Annotated in this window: 19 protein-coding genes; 3 read left to right on the forward strand and 16 right to left on the reverse strand. The window is 68.3% G+C overall.

Translation table 11 applies throughout. The features are described from left to right. Positions 1-4 precede the first annotated feature (4 nt). Positions 5-496, forward strand: coding sequence for a dihydrofolate reductase (locus AC5P67_RS11780; RefSeq protein WP_024958640.1), 492 nt, complete (start codon positions 5-7; stop codon positions 494-496). Between the two features lie 125 nt (positions 497-621). Here AC5P67_RS11780 and AC5P67_RS11785 read toward each other — a convergent pair whose 3' ends face one another. The 10 genes from AC5P67_RS11785 to AC5P67_RS11830 form a co-directional block, all read right to left on the reverse strand. Beyond that, positions 622-1,284, reverse strand: coding sequence for a DUF1287 domain-containing protein (locus tag AC5P67_RS11785; RefSeq protein ID WP_062607764.1), 663 nt, complete (start codon positions 1,282-1,284; stop codon positions 622-624). After that, positions 1,281-2,306: a symmetrical bis(5'-nucleosyl)-tetraphosphatase gene (locus tag AC5P67_RS11790; RefSeq protein ID WP_005412296.1), complete on the reverse strand. Its 1,026-nt coding sequence runs from the start codon at positions 2,304-2,306 to the stop codon at positions 1,281-1,283. The genes AC5P67_RS11785 and AC5P67_RS11790 overlap by 4 nt, the downstream gene beginning before the upstream one ends. A 15-nt stretch (positions 2,307-2,321) precedes the next feature. Beyond that, the gene (gene apaG, locus AC5P67_RS11795) at positions 2,322-2,705 is read right to left on the reverse strand and encodes a Co2+/Mg2+ efflux facilitator ApaG/CorD (protein ID WP_005412297.1); all 384 of its coding nucleotides are present in this window, start codon (positions 2,703-2,705) and stop codon (positions 2,322-2,324) included. A 13-nt stretch (positions 2,706-2,718) separates the two neighbouring features. Further along, positions 2,719-3,522, reverse strand: coding sequence for a 16S rRNA (adenine(1518)-N(6)/adenine(1519)-N(6))-dimethyltransferase RsmA (gene rsmA, locus AC5P67_RS11800; RefSeq protein ID WP_005408139.1), 804 nt, complete (start codon positions 3,520-3,522; stop codon positions 2,719-2,721). Further along, complete coding sequence (gene pdxA / locus AC5P67_RS11805; protein WP_138969802.1) at positions 3,519-4,499, reverse strand: 4-hydroxythreonine-4-phosphate dehydrogenase PdxA; 981 nt, start codon at positions 4,497-4,499, stop codon at positions 3,519-3,521. Before pdxA ends, rsmA begins: the two co-directional genes overlap by 4 nt. 3 nt (positions 4,500-4,502) lie before the next feature. After that, on the reverse strand, positions 4,503-5,846 hold the full coding sequence (locus AC5P67_RS11810) for a peptidylprolyl isomerase (RefSeq protein ID WP_005408141.1): 1,344 nt from the start codon (positions 5,844-5,846) through the stop codon (positions 4,503-4,505). Continuing rightward, the gene (lptD, locus tag AC5P67_RS11815) at positions 5,843-8,344 is read right to left on the reverse strand and encodes an LPS-assembly protein LptD (protein ID WP_495214724.1); all 2,502 of its coding nucleotides are present in this window, start codon (positions 8,342-8,344) and stop codon (positions 5,843-5,845) included. The genes AC5P67_RS11810 and lptD overlap by 4 nt, the downstream gene beginning before the upstream one ends. Positions 8,345-8,433: 89 nt before the next feature. Continuing rightward, entirely contained in the window at positions 8,434-9,372 is a 939-nt protein-coding gene (locus AC5P67_RS11820) for a histone deacetylase family protein (protein ID WP_012479199.1), read from the reverse strand. Between the two features lie 9 nt (positions 9,373-9,381). Next, a complete protein-coding gene (locus AC5P67_RS11825; RefSeq protein WP_005408144.1) occupies positions 9,382-9,936 on the reverse strand; it encodes a cob(I)yrinic acid a,c-diamide adenosyltransferase in 555 nt (184 codons plus the stop codon). Between the two features lie 8 nt (positions 9,937-9,944). Then, entirely contained in the window at positions 9,945-10,529 is a 585-nt protein-coding gene (locus AC5P67_RS11830; RefSeq protein ID WP_005408145.1) for a hypothetical protein, read from the reverse strand. Between the two features lie 106 nt (positions 10,530-10,635). Here AC5P67_RS11830 and ubiH point away from each other — a divergent pair, with 106 nt between their 5' ends. Further along, positions 10,636-11,844: a 2-octaprenyl-6-methoxyphenyl hydroxylase gene (ubiH, locus tag AC5P67_RS11835; RefSeq protein WP_005412303.1), complete on the forward strand. Its 1,209-nt coding sequence runs from the start codon at positions 10,636-10,638 to the stop codon at positions 11,842-11,844. Further along, entirely contained in the window at positions 11,841-13,022 is a 1,182-nt protein-coding gene (locus AC5P67_RS11840; RefSeq protein ID WP_005408147.1) for a UbiH/UbiF family hydroxylase, read from the forward strand. The genes ubiH and AC5P67_RS11840 overlap by 4 nt, the downstream gene beginning before the upstream one ends. Positions 13,023-13,165: 143 nt before the next feature. On the opposite strand, the gene AC5P67_RS11845 is transcribed toward AC5P67_RS11840, so the two are convergent. The 6 genes from AC5P67_RS11845 to AC5P67_RS11870 all read right to left on the reverse strand — a co-directional run bounded on the left by AC5P67_RS11845 (position 13,166) and on the right by AC5P67_RS11870 (position 18,541). Beyond that, positions 13,166-13,561, reverse strand: coding sequence for an EF-hand domain-containing protein (locus AC5P67_RS11845; RefSeq protein WP_043035675.1), 396 nt, complete (start codon positions 13,559-13,561; stop codon positions 13,166-13,168). A gap of 51 nt (positions 13,562-13,612) precedes the next feature. Continuing rightward, positions 13,613-14,680, reverse strand: a complete 1,068-nt coding sequence (gene rlmM, locus AC5P67_RS11850) for a 23S rRNA (cytidine(2498)-2'-O)-methyltransferase RlmM (protein WP_060380613.1) — start codon at positions 14,678-14,680, stop codon at positions 13,613-13,615. Beyond that, complete coding sequence (locus AC5P67_RS11855) at positions 14,664-15,224, reverse strand: nucleoside deaminase (RefSeq protein WP_004154307.1); 561 nt, start codon at positions 15,222-15,224, stop codon at positions 14,664-14,666. Before AC5P67_RS11855 ends, rlmM begins: the two co-directional genes overlap by 17 nt. Before the next feature lie 97 nt (positions 15,225-15,321). Beyond that, on the reverse strand, positions 15,322-16,044 hold the full coding sequence (locus tag AC5P67_RS11860) for a DUF6348 family protein (protein ID WP_060380610.1): 723 nt from the start codon (positions 16,042-16,044) through the stop codon (positions 15,322-15,324). 51 nt (positions 16,045-16,095) lie between these two features. After that, positions 16,096-16,749 carry a membrane protein gene (locus AC5P67_RS11865; protein ID WP_012479203.1) on the reverse strand — a complete coding sequence of 218 codons (654 nt, stop codon included), beginning with the start codon at positions 16,747-16,749 and terminating at the stop codon, positions 16,096-16,098. Between the two features lie 43 nt (positions 16,750-16,792). After that, positions 16,793-18,541, reverse strand: coding sequence for a glutamine--tRNA ligase/YqeY domain fusion protein (locus AC5P67_RS11870; protein WP_012479204.1), 1,749 nt, complete (start codon positions 18,539-18,541; stop codon positions 16,793-16,795). Positions 18,542-18,691 lie beyond the last annotated feature (150 nt).

An 18,691-nucleotide genomic window follows, 5' to 3' on the forward strand; every position in this document is an offset into this window, starting at 1 on the left:
CGCGATGAAGCTGTCGATGATCGTGGCGCTGGATCGCAACCGTGGCATCGGTCAGGGCAATGCCATGCCCTGGCACCTGCCGGATGATTTCAAGCACTTCAAGGCGCTCACCCTGGGCAAGCCGATCCTGATGGGCCGCAAGACGGCCGAATCGATCGGCCGCGTGCTGCCGGGACGGACCAACCTGGTGCTGACCCGCAGCGGCCAGGTGCCGTTCGAGGGCATGCGCGCGGTGGCGTCGCTGGACGAGGCGAAGGCGATTGCCGAAGGCGAGGGCGCCAGCGAGCTGTGCATCATCGGCGGCGGCGAGATCTTCCACCAGCTGCTGGACCAGGCCAGTGACCTGTACCTGACCTGGGTGGATGCCGAAATCCCCGCTGATACCCATTTCCCCGAAGTCGACATGCAGGACTGGCGGGAAGTGAGCAGCGAGCCGCACCCGGCCGACGAACGCCATGCCTACGCGTTCCGCTTCGCGCACTACGTGCGCCGCTGATCGCGCAAATACCAACGAAAACACCGACGGGGATGTCGACGGGGTAGAGTCGACTGTTAGTCGACTGCTCTCGGCGGTCACCCGAAAAACCCGCGCTGCGCGTGATAGTCGACTGACAGTCGACTCTACCTGGGCTGTCGCTGCGGCATCCGGTAATGCCCGATGATGGCGTGCTGGAACAACAGGTTCTCTTCGCGCGTGCCGCGCGCGATGTTGTGCAGCACCAGCGGCGTGCCATTGGCCAGCCGCCGGTCGGAGACGATGCCCACGTGCAGCAGGCCGTTGCCGTTGAGCTTCCAGGCGACGATGTCGCCGGCCGCATAGTCGGTGGCGGCGGCCGTGATCGGTTGCTGCCAGCCCTGCCGTTCGAACCAGCGCATCAGGTTCGGCACACGGCGATGATCGATGTTGCGGTCCGGCCGTGACAGGCCCCAGATCGCGGGATAGGCACTGAAATTGCCGCGCATGTCTTCATGCACGCGCGCCTGCAGGTCCAGGCCCTGGCTGCGCAGGGCACGCACCACCACGTCGGTGCACACGCCGCGATCAACCGGAACGTCGCCGCCGGGATAGGCCAGCACCTGATAGGTAGGGTCGTAGCGGGTGGTGACGCCGACCTGTGCGCGCGCCGCTGCCACCAGCGGCGGCGAAGGCGCCTGCGGCTGCGATGGCGTGAGGCCGGCGTTTCCGCCGTCGGCGGGGGCCGGGGCCGAAGGGGGCTGGCAGCCGCTGGCCAGGGCCACCGTCAGCAGCAGCACCGTCCATGGTGCCCCACCGCGCCGCGTCATGCCTGCGGCGGGGGACTGTTGCTGCCGGGGCCCGCAGAGCCACCACCCGCGCCGCCGCCACGGCGACGACGACGGCGTGGGCCGCGGTTGCCCGGGGTGGCGGCCGGGGTGTTGCCGCCGCCCTGTTCCTTGCCCTGCGCCGATGCCGCCGGACGCTCGTGCGCCGGTCGCGCTGGCGGGCGTGCGTTGGGCACGGGTGCGGGGACATCGCGGCCCGGCACCTGCACCACGCGCAGTTCATCGGTATCGAGCTGGATCGCGGTCAGCTTGCCGCCCCAGACTGCGCCGGTGTCGATGGCATGCACGCCCTGGGTGATGGTCAGGCCCAGCGCCGACCAGTGGCCGCAGACGATCTTCAGGTCGCGCTCGACCCGGCCCGGCACTTCGAACCAGGGGTACAGTCCCTGTTCCTGCGTGCCCGGCGTGCCCTTGTCCTCGATGCCGATGCGCCCGCGCGGGGTGCAGTAGCGCATGCGGGTGAGCACATTGATGATCGCGCGTGAACGGTCGTAGCCGGACAGGTTCGGTGCCCAGCTCGGCTTGTCGCCGTACATGTTGCGGAACAGCTTGCGGTAGCCGGCACCGTGCAGTTGCGCCTCGACCTCGGCGGCATGCTTTTCGGCCATCTGCGTGGTCCACTTCGGCGCCAGGCCGGCGTGCACCATCATCCAGCCCAGTTCGCGGTCCACGTGCACCAGCTTCTGCAGGCGGAGCCAGTCCAGCAGTTCGTCGCGGTCCTCGGCCTGCACGATGCGCAGCAGGTCCGGGTTGACCTTGCGCTGTTCCTCTTCGGTGCGTGCACCGACGGCCAGCAGCGAAAGGTCATGGTTGCCCAGCACCACCACGCTGTGCTCGCGCAGCGAATGCACCAGCCGCAGCGTTTCCAGCGACTGGCCACCGCGGTTGACCAGGTCGCCGCAGAACCACAGGGTGTCCTGCGCCGGGTCGAAGCGGATCTTCTCCAGCAGCCGCTGGGTGACGTCATAGCAGCCCTGCAGGTCGCCGATCGCCCACACACTCATCGTCCGGCCTCCGTGTCAGTGCAGGGTACGCGGGATGGCCAGCACGAAAGGTGCGACCGGCGCGGCAAATTCGGTGCCGTCGTCGGCGACCATGTCGTAGTGGCCCTGCATGGTCCCGTGATCGGTCCCCAGCATGACACCGGACGTGTAATGGAAGTCTTCACCGGGACGCAGGCGTGGCTGCTCGCCGATCACCCCGTCGCCATCGACATGCTCGACGCGGCCGTTGGCATCGGTGATGCGCCAGTGGCGTGCGACCAGGCGCGCGGCAACACGCCCCTGGTTGTGGATGCGGATCGTGTAGGCGAACGCATAGCGTCCGTCTTCCGGCGCGGATTGATCGTCGAGGAAGCGCGGTGCGACTTCGACGGAGATGGCGTAAACGTCAGCGTCTTCCATACCGGCAGTGTAATCAGGAGGCATTGGCCAAAGCGATGAATTCGGCCACGTCCAGCTGTTCGGCGCGGGCATCGGGACGCACGCCGGCGGCAACGAACTGTTCGGCGGACACCACGTTGTTCAGGGCGTTGCGCAGGGTCTTGCGGCGCTGCCCGAAGGCGGCCTTGACCACCTCGGCGAAACGCTTGTGGTCGTTGATGTTGATCGTGGCCGGGTCACGCGGCACCAGCCGCACCACGGCCGAATCGACTTTCGGCGGCGGCCGGAACGCGCCCGGCGGCACCACGAACAGCGAGGTCACCTGGCAGTAGGCCTGCAGCATCACGCTGAGCCGGCCGTACACCTTGCTGCCGGGGCCGGCGGCCATGCGGTCGACCACTTCCTTCTGCAGCATGAAATGCATGTCGCGGATCACCGCGGCATGTTCCAGTGCATGGAACAGGATCGGCGAGGAGATGTTGTAGGGCAGGTTGCCGACCAGGCGGATCGGCTGGCCGGCGGCCAGCTCGGTGAAGTCCACGCGCAGCACGTCGCGGTGGACGATGGTCAGCTCGCCCAGCGGCTCGGCGGCGGCGGTCAGCGGCGCGATCAGGTCACGGTCGAACTCGATCACCGTCAGTTTCGGATGCACGCGCAGCAGCGGCAGCGTGATCGCGCCCTGGCCGGGACCGATCTCGACCAGGCGGTCACCGTCTTTCGGGTTGACCGCCATCACGATCTTGTCGATGTAGTGGCGGTCGGCCAGGAAATGCTGGCCAAGCTGCTTCTTGGCCGGGGCGGTGAACACCGGGCCGGAGGGGGAATGCGGGGAATTCATGCGCTCAGTGTACGTTGCCGCGCAAGCTGCGCACACAACGTCGTTGCCGCCTGCAGGCTGGAAGGATCGGCCACGCCACGGCCGGCAAGGTCCAGCGCAGTGCCGTGGTCCACCGCAACGCGTGGGTAGGGCAGGCCCAGGGTCAGGTTCACGGCCTGCTCGAAGCCCGAGTACTTCAGCACCGGCAGGCCCTGGTCGTGGTACATCGCCAGCACGGTGTCGAAGCCGGCCAGCTTGGCCGGCAGGAAGGCGGTATCGGCTGGCAGCGGCCCGATCAGGTCCATGCCCTCCGCGCGCAGGCGCTGCAGCAGCGGGATGACCAGGTCCAGTTCCTCGCGGCCCAGATGGCCGTCTTCGCCGGCGTGCGGGTTCAGGCCGAGCACGGCGATGCGTGGCGCGGGCAGGCCGAACTCGCGGCGCAGCGCGGCGTGCACGGTGCGAAGGGTGTGTTCCAGGCTGGGCGCGGTGATCGCGTCGGCCACCTCGCGCAGTGGCAGGTGGGTGGTGGCCAGGGCCACGCGCACGATGTGGTTGGCCAGCATCATCACCACCTTCACCCCAGCCTGGTCGGCCAGCAGTTCGGTGGTGCCGCTGTAGGCGATGCCGCCTTCGTTGATGACGGCCTTGTGCACCGGGCCGGTCACCACGCCGTGCAGTTCGCCTGACAGGCAGGCCTGGCCGGCAGCGAGCAGGGCGCCGATGACCGCGCCGGCATTGGCCGGATCGGCCTGGCCGAAACGGCTCGGGGTGGCATTGGCCACCACGCGCAGGCGCAGGTCGCCGGGGACGCGCGCTTCGGCACCCTCGGGCAACAGTTGCAGCGGCAGGTCCAGCGCGGCCGCGGCCGCGCGCAGGGTGTCCGGGTCGGCGAAGGCCAGCAGCCGGCAATCTTCACGCGGCTGCTGGACGAGGCGGACGCACAGCTCCGGGCCGATCCCGGCGGGCTCGCCCGGTACCAGAGCGAGCTCGGGGCGCATCGATCAGGACTGCGGCGGCGTGGCGGTGTTTTCCGCGCGGTCGCCACTGCGGAAGCTGACGTAGGCTTCGCCACGCAGTTCCTGCAGGAAGCGGTTGTACTCGTCTTCCAGCTTGCGGCGGCCAATGGTCTCGCGGACCTGGGCACGCTGGTTGTCGTTGGTCACGTCGGTCTGGCGAGTGGCCACGCGCTGCAGGATGTGCCAACCGGCATCGGTGCGGAACGGCTGGCTGACGCCGCCGTCCTGGATGGCGGCCACCTGCTGGCCAAAGGCCGGACCGAACGCATCGGCCGGGAACCAGCCCAGATCGCCGCCCTGGCCCTTGCTGTTGTTGTCCTCGGAGGACTCCTTGGCCACGGTTTCGAAGTCCGCGCCACCGGCAATGCGGGCACGCAGGGTATCGATCTTGGCTTTGGCGGCCGCGTCGGTCTGATGATCGTCCACGCGCACCAGGATGTGGCGACCGTGGTACTCGGTGACGGTGCTGGCGCCAGCGGTGGCGCTGGCATCACGCACTTCCACCAGCTTCAACAGCTGGAAGCCGCTGGGGCCACGGATCGGGCCGACCACTTCGCCGGGCTTCATCTTTTCCATCATCTGCGCGAAGGCCTGCGGGATTTCATCCAGGCTGCGCCAGCCCAGGTCGCCGCCTTCCAGCGCATTGGGGCTGTCGGAATAGCGCACGGCCGCCGCGTTGAAGTCCAGCTCGCCCTTGTCCAGCAGGGCCTTGACGCCATCGGCCTTCTTCTGGCCGGTGGCGATCTGGTCGGCGTTGGCGCCGTCCGGCAACGCGACCAGGATGTGCGCCAGGTGGTACTGGTTGCCTACCGTGGCCTGCTGCTTCAGCGCGGCATCGACTTCACCCTCGCTGACGCTGATGCGGCTCTGCGCGAAGCTCTGGCGCAGGCGCTGCACGGTGATCTCGTCCCGCACCGATGCGCGGAAATCGTTGAAATCGATGCCGTCGTGGGCCAGGCGCTGGCGCAGGGCGTCCAGGTTCGAACCGTTCTGCTGGGCGATGGAGTTCATCGCCTGGTTCAGCTCCTGGTCGCTGACACGGATGCCGCTGCCCTGGGCGCGGGCCACCTGCAGCTTGACCAGCACCAGGCGCTCGAGCACCTGGCGGCTGAGCACGTCTTCCGGCGGCAGCTGGTTCTCCCGTCCGGCGTACTGCGCCTTGATGTTGGCGATCGCACGCTGGAGCTCGCTCTGCAGGATCACGTCCTCATCGACGACGGCGGCGATGCGGTCGAGCGGCTGCGCCTCCTGGGCAAGCACCTGCAGGGGGGCGGACACGCTGGACACCGCCAGCAGCGAGGCGAGTAGAACGGGGAAGCGCTTGGTCATGGGATCAGATTCGGATCGTAGTCATCGCGGGTCGCCCCGGTGTTGCTGGGCGGCACGAGATAGAGGTCGTCGCGGTTGTAGCCGAGGATAGCACGGCGCAGAGTGCGGTCCGTGTCCTGGCCGATGGAGCTCAGGCCCTTCAGGACGAACTCCACCTGGATGGAGTTGTTCATCTCGCCTTCGCGATTGCGGACATAACGGCGGCCGACCACACGCACGGCCAGGCAGCAGCTGTCCCACTGGACACCGCCGATGATTTCCAGCGGCTCCTTGTCCTGCAGCGAGTAGTAATAGCGGCCGACCAGGCTCCAACGCGCATTCAGCGGGTACAGGAACGACAGGTCGGCCTGCTCCAGCAGGGTGCGGTCATGCTTGTTGGCACCGGGCAGAGCACCGGCATTGATGCGGTAGCGGTAGCTCAGGTTGACCACGCCGTCGTTGGGCATCAGGTAACGGGCACGGACGCTGGCCAGATCCTCGCGCTTGTACTTCGGGTCCCACTGGTAGGTGGCGCCCAGGGTCCAGCGGTCGTTGATCATGTAGTTGCCGTCGGCGATCCAGGCCGACTTGCCCTTTTCCACCGGAGCACCACCTGGGGTGGTGGTCACCCGCGACTCATCGAAGTACTGGATCTGGCCGATCGAGGCCGAGAAACGTTCCTTGCCGGTGGTCTGGTCGATGAACCGGGTGCTCACCGCCAGGGTCAGCTGGTTGGCGTCGTTCTGGCGGTCGGCGCCGGTGTAGCGCGAGTCGCGGAACAGCTGGCCCCAGCTGAAGGTGAAGTCACGGGTGTCGAAGATCGGCAGCTCGTCCTGGTTGCGGTACGGCGTGCGCAGGTAGAACAGGCGCGGTTCCAGGGTCTGCAGGAACGACTTGCCGCGGACGCTGGTTTCGCGATCGAAGAACAGGCCGGCGTCGATGCTGCCGATCGGCAGGCTGCGGCTGGGCGAGGTATTGCCGCGCAGCTGCTCGGGCGTGGCCGTGTTCGGGTCGATGCCCTGCGAACGCAGGATCTGGGCCTGGATGCCTCTCACACCATCCACCAGGCCACGGTCCAGCTGATAGGCGGTGTAACGGTAGGCCAGGGTCGGGGTCACATACCAGGCCGCGCCGCTGATCGGGAATGACACATACGGCTTCACGTCCAATCGCGAACCGCCGCTGACACCGACGCCGTCGGTCCACTGCACTCCGTTGCGGGTGTACTGCAGATCCTTACCGGTGCCGACGGCGTTCTTGAAGTTGATGTCGTCGTGGGTGAAGCGCACCGCTTCGGCGTAGATGCCGGCTTCCAGCCAGGGCCGGACCGGCTTGTCCCAGTTGAAGTACAGGCGCGGCTGGCGGTTGTAGGGCAGGGCGCGCTCGTCGAGCGTGTAGTCGGTCAGCTGCCAGCGGTCGGCCATGATGCCGGCCGTCCAGTTCGTGCCGGTGCCATACAGGCCCACCGTGCTCTGCAGGTTGGAGGCGGTCACCCCCACCAGGCGGTTGGCGAAATCCTCGACATAGCGCTCGTCGCTGACCCAGGCCAGGTTGGCGCGGGCCTGCCAGTGGCTGTCCACGTTGTGGTAGCCGGTGAACATCACCCGGCCGCGGTCACGGTCACGCAGGCGGTCGTTGGGCATGAACGAGGTCAACACCTCGCCGCGGCCGCCGTTGTAGAGGTAGCGGAACTCGTTGTCGAGCAGCAGGCCGCGCCGGCTCATGTAGCGCGGGGTCAGCGTGTCGTCGTAGTTCGGCGCCAGGTTGAAGTAGATCGGCTGGGCGTAGTCGAAGCCGTTGCGCCCGGACATGCCCAGCTGCGGGAACAGCAGGCCGGTCTTGCGGCGGTCATCGATCGGGAACTTGAAGTACGGCGCCCACAGCACCGGCACCTTGCCGATGCGCAGCACGGCGTTGCGCGCGGTGCCGAAGCCCTCGTCGTTGTCCACTTCGATCTGCGGCGCCGACAGCTTCCACACCGGCTGCGAGGGGTCGCAGGTGGTGTAGGTGGAGCGGTGCATCTGGCCGACCGCACCCTGCAGGTCGACCGACTCGGCATCACCGTTGCCCCGGCGCGACACCAGCTGGTACTTGATGTCGGAGATCTTGTGGGTATCGCTTTCCTGGTTGCCTTCGGCACGCTTGGCGACCATCCGGATCGACCCGTCCTGGTAGCGGACATTGCCGTCGGCGATGTAGTTGCCGGTCTCGGTGTCGAAGCTGAGCTTGTCGGTACCGACGAACTGGTCACCCCGGCGCAGCGCCACGTTGCCCTCGTACTGCGGCACGGTGGTGGTGCCCAGCAGCTGGTCACCCTCGATGTCGGTCGGCTGCTGCTCGCGGGCGGCCGCGGCGGCAGCCTTGTCCTGGGCCGGAACCGGGGTGGGGGCGTCAGTGAACGCGGGAATGACGTCGGTGGCCGGGCACAGGCCCCAGTTGAGCGGCTTTTCATCGGCCATCGCCGGCAGGCTGATGGCGATGCTCAGAGGCAGGGGAAGCAGGCGGAGGGCTCGGCGCACGCGGTTCGGATTCGGGCGAAAACGGACGGTAGCTTGCCCCATCCCTTGCATAGGGGCAATGAAGGACGCCGGAGCCTGCCGGTTCGGGTTCATCCGGCGGAGGTGCCCACGGACGGCGTGAGCAGGGTCTGGACATGGGCCACGCTGCACTCGGCCAGGGCCTGCAGGTCGTAGCCACCCTCCAGCATCGAGACCATCCGGCCGGCCGCGTGACGGCGTGCCAGCGCGTGCAGTTCACCGGTGATCCAGGCGAAATCGTCGGTCTCCAGCATCAGGTCCGCCTGCGGATCACGCAGGTGGGCGTCGAAGCCGGCCGAGATCAGCAGCAGCTGCGGGCGGAAGTCGTCGATGGCCGGCAGCATCTCGTCGGCCCAGACATTGCGGAAGCGGAAGCCACCGCTGCCCGGCGGCAGCAGGATGTTCATCAGGTTGCCGGCACCGCGGTCACGGCGCAGGCCGGAATTGGGGAACAGCCCGGCCTGGTGGGTGCTGTAGTACGAGACCCGGGCGTCGTGCTGGAAGATGTCCTGGGTGCCGTTGCCGTGGTGGACGTCGAAGTCGACCACCGCGATCCGTTCCAGGCCGTGGCGGTCGCGGGCATAGGCGGCGGCGATGGCGATGTTGTTGAGCAGGCAGAAGCCCATCGCCGTGCTGCTGGTGGCGTGGTGGCCCGGCGGGCGTACCGCGCAGAAGGCCAGCGGGTCGTCGCCCAGCATCACCGCATCGACCGCGGCCACGCCGGCACCGGCGGCGTGCACGGCGGCGCTGGCCGAGCCGGGTGAGGTCCAGGTGTCCATGTCCAGCTGGCGCAGCGGTGCGGTCTGCGGTTGCAGCACGAAGTCGAGCAGGGCGCTGTCGTGGACCCGGGTCAGTTCACCGAACTTGGCCGGTGGCGCTTCGCGCCACTCCAGCTGGCCGGGGAACGCGGTGTGCAGCGCGTCCAGCACATGCTGCAGGCGTTGCGGGCACTCCGGGTGGCCGGGGCCGGGGTCGTGCAGCAGGCAGGACGGATGGGTGTAGGCCAGCATCGTGCAGGCTCAGCGCTGGCGCTGCTGTGGTTGCCACAGCGCTTCGCCCTGGCCGTCGGCACGGGCCAGCACCCGGGCCAGCACGAACAACAGGTCCGACAACCTGTTCAGGTACTGCAACGCCTCGCTGCGCACGGCCTCGTGGCGGGCCAGGGTGACCGTTTCGCGCTCGGCGCGGCGGACGATGGTGCGGGCCAGATGGCAGCGCGCGGCGGCTTCGCCGCCGGCCGGCAGGATGAATTCCTTCAGCATCGGCAGGTCGGCGTTGTAATGGTCCAGCTGCTGTTCCAGGGCCGAGACATCGGCGGCGTGGATCGCGGCGTGGCCGGGGATGCACAGTTCGGCGCCCAGGTCGAACAGCTGGTGCTGCAGATGCACCACCAGCGCGCGCACATCCTCGGGCAGGGGCACGGCCAGCAGCAGGCCGAGCGCGGCATTGGCCTCGTCGACGGTGCCGTAGGACGCCACCCGGGCGTCATCCTTGGGCACGCGCTGGCCGTCACCGAGGCCGGTACTGCCGTCGTCGCCGGTGCGGGTGTAGATGCGCGAGAGGCGATGACCCATGTCGCGGCTCAGTGGCGGATGTCGCGGCGGGCCTGCTGGAGCTTCAACACCTGCTCCACGGCCAGCTGCAGGGCGGCGGCCAGCGCCACGTAGATCGCCGTGGTGCGCAGGTAGGGGCCGAACCACTGCGCGTAGTTCTGTGCCCAGCCGGCCAGGGTCGGCTCGGCCACGTTGCTGCTGGTCCAGTAGAAGCCGCCCTGCGCCAGCAGGTGGCAGACCGCCACTGAGGCGACCAGCAGCAGCGCGCCCTTGGCCAGTACCGGCCAGCGCGCGCTCTGGTAGTTGCGGCCCAGCAGCATGCCGCCGGCCCACAGCGAGAAATAGGCCGGCAGCAGCAGCCAGTAGCCCGGCGACACGCAGTAGTGCTGCCAGAAGTCCAGGCCGCTGCTGCGGATCACGATCCAGTCCACCAGCACCGCGAACACCATCAGCAGCGGGAACGCCCAGCGCGTCCAGCGGGCCAGGTAGAAGCCACCGATGAAGAACACCGCCCATGAGGCATCGGGGATCGCCGCGAAGTGATTGACACGGGTCGCTGCCAGCACCAGAACGAGCACGGACAGGACGAAGGCGCGGTTGGCAGTGTCGGACATGGTGGCGGGCCCGGAGCGGATTCAGGTTTCATTCTAGCCCGCCGCGCGGGTTGGCGCAGGACCGGCCGTTCGGCGTACAGACGGGGCGAGCGCGTATCATGAACGCATGAGTGAACGACATGACGTGCTGATTGTCGGTGGTGGCCTGGTCGGCGCCAGCCTGGCCATTGCCCTGGACCGCCTCGGCCGCGACGTGGGCCTGCTCGAGGCCAGCCCGGCCGGCGAGCTGCCGGCGGTGTTCGACCAGCGCAATCTCAGTTTCGCCGCTGCCACCGTCAATGCGCTGACCGCGCTGGGGGTGATGCAGAAGCTGGCGATGGCACCGGGCCCGATCCGGCGCATCCACGTCAGCCGTGCCGGCGATTTCGGCCGTGTGCAGCTGGAAGCGGCCGATTACGACCGGCCTTGGTTCGGCCAGGTGGTGGTCGCCCGCGACTTCGGCCAGGCGCTGGAAGCGCGGCTTCAGGAGCTGCCGCGGCTGCGCCGTTACCGGCCGATGCGGTTCCTGGGCCTGGGTGAAGTGGTCGACGGCTACCGCCAGGTGCGGGTCGCCGATGAGGCCGGCGAGCGCGTATTGCTGGCACGGCTGGTGGTGGGTGCCGACGGTACGACCAGTGGCGTGCGTGGTGCACTGGGCATCGAGGTCGACCGCCATGATTTCCAGCAGACCCTGTTCGTGGCCCGTGTACGCAGCCAGCGCGCGCCGGATGGCACCGCGTGGGAGCGTTTCACCGATACCGGCCCGACGGCCCTGCTGCCGCGCGGCGATCGTCACTTCGGCACCGTGCATGGTGTTGCGCGCGACCAGGCCGATGCGGTGATGGCGCTGGACGATGCCGCCTGGCTGCAACGCCTGCAGAACGCGATCGGCTGGCGTGCCGGCCGCCTGCTCGAGTCCGGCCCGCGCAGCGCCTACCCGCTCATCCAGGTGCTGGCGCGTGCGCTGGCCGGTGAGCGCACGGTGCTGCTGGGCAATGCCGCGCAGACCATTCATCCGCTGGGTGCACAGGGCTTCAACCTGGGCCTGCGCGATGCGCTGACCCTGGCCGAGCTGCTGGAGGATGCGCATGAAGATGCCGGCAGTGATGCACTGCTGCAGGCCTATGTCGCGCGCCGCGAGGAAGATCGCCGGCAGACGGTGGCGTTCTCCGGCGGCCTGGCGCGCCTGACCAGCAACCCGGCGCCGCTGATGCGGCCGCTGCGCAGCCTCGGCCTGGTGGCCGCGCAACGCGCATCGGTGCAGTCGATGCTGGTCGGTGGCGCGATGGGCTTCCGCGGCGAAGTGCCGCGCCTGTGCCGCGGAGAAGCCGCATGAGCCGGCGCATGCGCCTTGATGTGGCCATCGTCGGTGGTGGCGTGGTCGGTGCCGCGTGCGCGCTGGCGCTGGCCGATGCCGGCCTGTCGGTTGCGCTGGTGGAAGGTCGTGAGCCCGCGCCGTGGCAGGCCGCACAGCCTGACCTCCGCGTGTTCGCCTTCGCTGCTGACAACGTACAACTGTTGAGCCGCCTGGGCGTGTGGCCGGCGATCGCGCAGGCCCGCGCCTGGCCCTACCGGCGCATGCAGGTGTGGGATGCGGCCGGTGGCGAAGATCTGCTGTTCGATGCCGATCGCTTCGGCCGTCGTGAACTGGGCTACATCGTCGAGAACGGCCTGCTGCAGGATCGGCTGTGGGCGGCGTTGCCGGCGGCGGGCGTGCAGCTGCACTGCCCGGCGCGGGTGGAAGCGCTGGAGCAGGACGACGACGGCGTGCGCCTGCGCCTGGATGACGGTCGTCGCCTGGAAGCGGCGTTGGCGGTAGCCGCCGACGGCGCCGAATCGACCCTGCGCCAACTGGCCGGGATCGAGGTTGAAAAGCATGACTACCACCAGCGTGGCGTGGTGGCCTACGTGGACAGCGATCTTCCCAACCAGGCCACCGCCTGGCAGCGTTTCCTGCCGAGCGGGCCGCTGGCGCTGCTGCCGGTGGCCGAGCGCCGCAGCTCGATCGTATGGACCCTGCCCGAGGACGAGGCCGCGCGCGTGCTGGCGCTGGACGAAGACAGCTTCAACCGCGAACTGACCCGCGCCTTCGCGGCGCGGCTGGGTGAGCTGCGGCTGGCATCACCGCGCGCAGCCTTCCCGCTGCGCCGCCAGCTGGCACGTCACTACGTGGCCGGCCGCGTGCTGGCATTGGGTGATGCCGCGCACGTGGTGCATCCGCTGGCCGGGCAGGGCGTGAACCTGGGCCTGCGCGATGTGGCCGCCCTGCAGCAGTGGCTGGCGCCGTCGGCCGAGCGCCGTGGCCAGCCGCGGCTGTCGCCGCAGCGCCTGCAGCGCTGGGCACGCGAACGGCGCAGCGACAACCACATCGCCGCCTACAGCTTCGATGCGATCAACCGCCTGTTCTCCAACGACGAAATGCACCTGACCCTGGCCCGCGGCCGGGCGCTGGGCTGCGTCGGCAAATGGCCACCGCTGGTGCAGGCATTCTGGAAGCGCGCCGCCGGGGTGTAGCAGAATGCAAACCGCTCTGGTGGGTGCCCGACGTCAGTAGATCCACGCCATGCGTGGATGAAGATCGCGCTGGATCAAAAAAGGGGACGGAGGGGATTAAGTCGTTTGTGGCACAAACGACTTAATCCCCTCCGTCCCCTTTTTCAGTCGACCAGCCAGCCGGCCAGGTCGGCACGATCCAGCTTGCCGCGACGCTTCAGGTCCAACGCATTGAACTCATCGGCCAGCGCCGGATTCGCCTGCGCTTCCTCGCGGCTGATGAAACCATCGCCGTTCACATCCAGCGCAGCGAAGTGGATCCGGTACTGGCCAACCACGCTGCTCGGTTCCAGCGAACGCACGGTCACCTGCGCCTCGCCGGCCGGCTGCGGAATCTCGACGCTGCCGCTGACCCGGCCCGCATCCAGCGGTTGCTGGCGGATCGCGCCGCCGGTGGGGCCCAGCGGCTGGCTTTGTGCCGGGGTGTGCGGCAATTGCTGGGCCACCGCTGGTGCGGCGGCCAGCAGGGTGATCAGCAGCGGAATCGTTCGATGTCGCATGGATGCTCCTCCCTCTGCAGCGCCGGGGTATGCCCGGCGGACGTGATGGCGTCAGCGCAGTGGCGACGCCAGTACGGTGATCTCCTCACGGTCGTGATAGAGCTGCTTGGCACGCACCACCAGCGGCTTGCCGGCCTGGTCCTGGAACAGGTCCAGGCACAGGCGGGTTTCGTCCCAGCGCTTCTTCATCGGCAGCTTCAGGTTGAAGATCGCGTGCCGGCACCAGCCTTCGCGGAACCAGGTGGCCATGCGTTCGGCCACGCGGCGCGGCTGCTCGACCATGTCGCAGACCATCCAGTCCAGCGGCTGTTCCGGATGCCAGTGGAAGCCATCGGCGCGCAGGTGCTCGACCAGGCCGGTGTCCAGCACGTGCTGGCGCAGCGGGCCGTTGTCGATGCTCAACACGTGCATGTGCTGGCGGGTCAGCACCCAGGTCCAGCCGCCGGGGGCGGCACCCAGGTCGGCCGCACGCATGCCGGGCTTGGCCAGTGCTTCGCGTTCTTCCGGCGTCAGCAGGGTCAGCAGTGCTTCGTCCAGCTTCAGCGCCGAACGCGAGGGTGCTTCGGGCAGCAGCTTCAGGCGCGGGATGCCCAGTGCCCACGGCGCGCTGTCGGCCGGGTCGGCCACGCAGACGAAGGCGTGGGTGCCGTCGACGAACACCACGTGCAGGCGCGGCAGGCGGTTGCTCGGCTTGTCAGTCAGCTTGCCGGCCTTGCGCAGCGCCGGGCGCAGTGCGTTGCCGAAGGCGCGGGCCAACCCGGACAGCGGCTTGCCGGCGTCCGAGTCCGGGTGTTCCACCCACAGGTCGCCGAAGCGCGGCGCATCGGCCAGCACGTCGAGCATCGGGGTAATACGGTCGGCCGGGTCCAGCTGCGGCAGCTCGGCCAGCACCACCAGCTTCTGCCGCGCGAAAATCAGCTCGCGCCAGCGCAGGCGCGGCGCCAGCGCGGCGGCTTCGTCGCACATGAAAAGCACGTAGCCATCATTGCGCTGGGTGCGCGCGTAGCCGGCGAAACCGGCTTCACCGGCGCGGAACTGCAGCTCGCCGGCCAGCTCGGGCTCGAAGCCCTGCCGGCACAGGCACAGCAGGCCGATGCCGGTCTCAGTAACGGGCGCCATCGCTTTCCCCATAGGCGCGCAGCACGCTGCGCGCGGCGTCGCGGTTCAGGCCCTGCACCACTTCGATGCCACGCTTGTTGAGCTCGCCGACCCAGTCGGCCGGCAGCGGGCCTTCATCGAACGGGGTCAGTTCCTCGACGTCGGCCGAGTTGGCACCGATCAGCAGGCGGTCGATGCCGGCCCACACGGTAGCGCCATAGCACTGGCAGCATGGCTGCGAACTGGTGGCCAGGGTGACCGGCGACAGCACCGCGTTCAGGCGCGGGGTCTGCAGGCGCTGCTGGGCCAGCATGTAGGCCATGTTCTCGGCGTGCGCCAGCGAGGTCGCGTGCGGCATCACCCGGTTCACGCCAGCGGCGATGACCTTGTCGTCCGGGCCGAACACCACCGCGCCGAACGGGCCGCCACTGGCGTGCTCGACGTTCAACCGCGACAGCTCGATCGCCAGCGCGACCTTGGCCTCATCGCCCGGATATCGACGATCCAGGTCGATCTGGTCGTGGATCCAGGCGGGAAGGGTCAGGTGGACTTGCGCGTACAGCATCGCGGGGGTGCCTCGTGTGGGATGGGAAAAAGTGCGGTTGCTTGGGGAACCGGCGCGCAGTGTAGCCGCACGGGCCTGTATCGGGTGTGGGCGTGGGTCAGCCTGGCGAGCCGGTGCGGATCACCACGTACTGCTTGCGGAATTCCAGCCCGGCCTGCGGCCAGCTGGCCGCGTAGGCGCGCAGCAGGGGCAGGGCGGCGGCGAAGTCGTGGCCGTTGACCCGGCAATCGGCCTCGCACAGGCCGTCGGCATCGCGCGAGGCGAACAGGCGGATGGCGAGGAATTGGCGGGCTTTCAGCAGCTCGTCGAAGGCCTCCATGCTGCGGGTGAACAGGCAGCAAGGGCAGGAGCCATGATCGTCTTCGCTGCAGGTGGAGGCATCCACTTCCTGTGCACGGTAGTGCGCCAACGGCCCCAGCACTACAGTGCGCTCGTGTTCCTCGCCATTGTCACCGGCCGGATAGGTCAGGCCCATCATCGGCAGGCCCTGTGCGTCTTGGGCGCCGATCGCGGTCTGCAGGGTCGCCAGGTCTACCCGCACCCAGGTCTGGAAGCCGGACAACAGCGATGCCTGCTCATCGGCACCATTTGCATGCTGGTACTCGAACAGGCCATCGGCGAACAACTGCGGATGCTGGCTTTCGATGACGGTGGAGGTCTGCCAACCACCGTTTTCGCGCGCGTGTGCGGCCATTGCATGCGGGGTCAGGCGCAGGCCGCTGTCCAGCAGCAGCGCGTTGCCGTCGACGTGGCTGGCGACGCCCGCGTCCTGAAGGACCTGCTGCAGCAGCGGGAGGAGAGCGGCGGAGGTCGTGGTCATGTCAGGCCTGTGGGGTGGATGGGGTGGAACATCCAGGCAGGGCCTGGGCATCTAGCGGTCGAGCGCGTCGAGTTCGGCGCGATATCGCTGCGCGTCGGATTGCTGCTGCGGATCGTTGCCGTGGTCGCGCAGCCAGCTTTCCAGCTCGCGGCGATAGTCCGCGCGGAAATCGGCATTACCCGGGCTGAAATGCAGCTTGCGTGCCGCCACCTCCACCCGCTCGCGCGCGCTGGCCCGGGCCTGGGCGACGCCGTGCGGGGATTCATTGGTGAGGATGACGAAGTTGCGTGGGAAGCCCGGCGTGTACTTGACCACGAACGGCTGGTCGCGCGCCGGGATACGGATGGCGTTTTCCAGCGGCCACAGCGAAGCGGTGTTGGTGTGGAACACCACGTCCACGTCGCGGCCCTCGGCGGTACGCAGCACCCCTTCGTAGCGCCAGATGTACTGTTCGTTGAGCGTGGAGCTGGTTCGCTCGGCCTTGACGATCACCGCTTCACCACGCTCGCCCACCACGTTGAGGAAGGTGGCGTTGAGGAAGTGGCCGAGGAACATGTTGAGCATCGCCAGCGGGAACACCACGATGGCGTAGCCCGGAAAGCGCCGCCACCACGAGACCAGCCCGGCCAGCACCATCGCTGCAAAGAACGTCAGCAGCGGATGCTGCGAGATGAACCAGAACAGGACGGAGAGGGCGGTGATCATTGTCGATGGCGTGCGGGCGCCGTGCTGGCGCCCGCGCAGGTCCTCAGGCCGACCAGGTATCGCGCAGGGTCACGCTGCGGTTGAACACCGGCTTGGCTTCGGTGTGGTCGCGGCGGTCGGCGACGAAGTAGCCGGTACGTTCGAACTGGAACGACTGCTCCGGCGCGGCGCTGGCCGCGGCCGGCTCGACATAGCCGGTGACGGTGCGGCGCGATTCCGGATTGAGGTAATCGCGGTAGGTCTTGCCTTCCGATTCATCATCCGGGTTCGGCACCGAGAACAGGCGGTCGTACAGGCGGATCTCGGCCGGCACGCCATGCACGGCGCTGACCCAGTGGATGGTGCCCTTGACCTTGCGGTTGGCGCCTTCCATGCCCGGACGCGATTCCGGATCCAGCCAGCCGCGCAGCTCGGTGATGGTGCCGCCGGCATCCTTGATCACTTCGTCGCAGCGGATGATGCCGGCGCCGCGCAGGCGCACTTCGCCACCCGGCACCAGGCGCTTCCAGCCCTTCGGCGGCACTTCGGCGAAGTCCTCGCGGTCGATCCACACTTCGCGTGCGAACGGCACGTCGCGGCTGCCGAAGCTCTCGTCCTTCGGGTGGTTGCTGAAGGTCAGCTGTTCTTCATGGCCTTCCGGCAGGTTGGTCAGCACCAGCTTGACCGGATCGATCACTGCCATGCGGCGCGGCGCTGCACTGTCCAGGTCTTCGCGCAACGCGCCTTCCAGCACGCTGAAGTCGATCAGCGAGTTCTGCTTGCTGATGCCCACGCGCTCGGCGAACAGGCGCATCGCGGCCGGGGTGTAGCCACGGCGACGCAGGCCCTGCAGGGTCGGCATGCGCGGGTCTTCCCAGCCGTCCACCAGCTGCTCGGTGACCAGCGCCATCAGCTTGCGCTTGCTCATCACCGTGTAGTTGATGTTCAGGCGCGAGAACTCGATCTGGCGCGGCTTGGCGGCTTCGCGCGGCAGGCCGGCATCGACCAGCGGCTGGGTCAGCGCATCGTCATGGGCGAAATCGACGTTGTCCACGCACCAGTCGTACAGCGGGCGGTGGTCTTCGAACTCCAGCGTGCACAGCGAGTGGGTGATGCCCTCGATCGAATCACCCAGCGCGTGGGCGAAGTCGTACATCGGGTAGATCGGCCACGCGTTGCCGGTGTTCTGGTGCTCGACGTGCTTGATGCGGTACAGCGCCGGATCGCGCAGGTTGATGTTGCCGCTGGCCATGTCGATCTTCGCGCGCAGGGTGCGCGCGCCATCCGGGAACTCACCGGCGCGCATGCGGCGGAACAGGTCGAGGTTTTCCTCGACGCTGCGGTCGCGCCACGGCGACGGGCGGCCCGGCTCGGTCAGGGTGCCGCGGTAGGCGCGCACTTCCTCGGCCGACAGGTCGCAGACATAGGCCTTGCCCTGTTCGATCAGCTTCTCGGCGGCCAGGTAGTAGGCCTGGAAGTAGTCCGAAGCATGGCGCAGCTCGTTCCACTCGAAGCCCAGCCAGCGCACGTCGTCCTGGATCGCGGCCACGTATTCCGGGTCTTCCTTGGCCGGGTTGGTGTCGTCGAAGCGCAGGTTGCAGACGCCGCTGAATTCGCCGGCGATGCCGAAGTTCAGGCAGATCGACTTGGCGTGGCCGATGTGCAGGTAGCCGTTCGGCTCCGGCGGGAAGCGGGTCTTGATCGCCTGGTGCTTTCCGCTGGCCAGGTCCTCGCGCACGATCTGGCGGATGAAATCGCGCTTCTCGTGGCTGTCGGCGGGGGTCTCGGGGCTGGCGGGGGTGTGCTCGGACATGAGTCTGGGGCGAAAAAGGGCAGAAAGACCAACAGTCTAGCGCGTACGGGGCAGGGCTGCCCGGTGGGGTGTGGGGATGCCGGCCAGCGGCCGGCACTACCCAACTGCACGGCGATCCACATTCCGCCGGCCCGCTGCCGGCGCTACCGG

This window comes from Stenotrophomonas sp. YJH_SMC_21, from assembly GCF_059369555.1.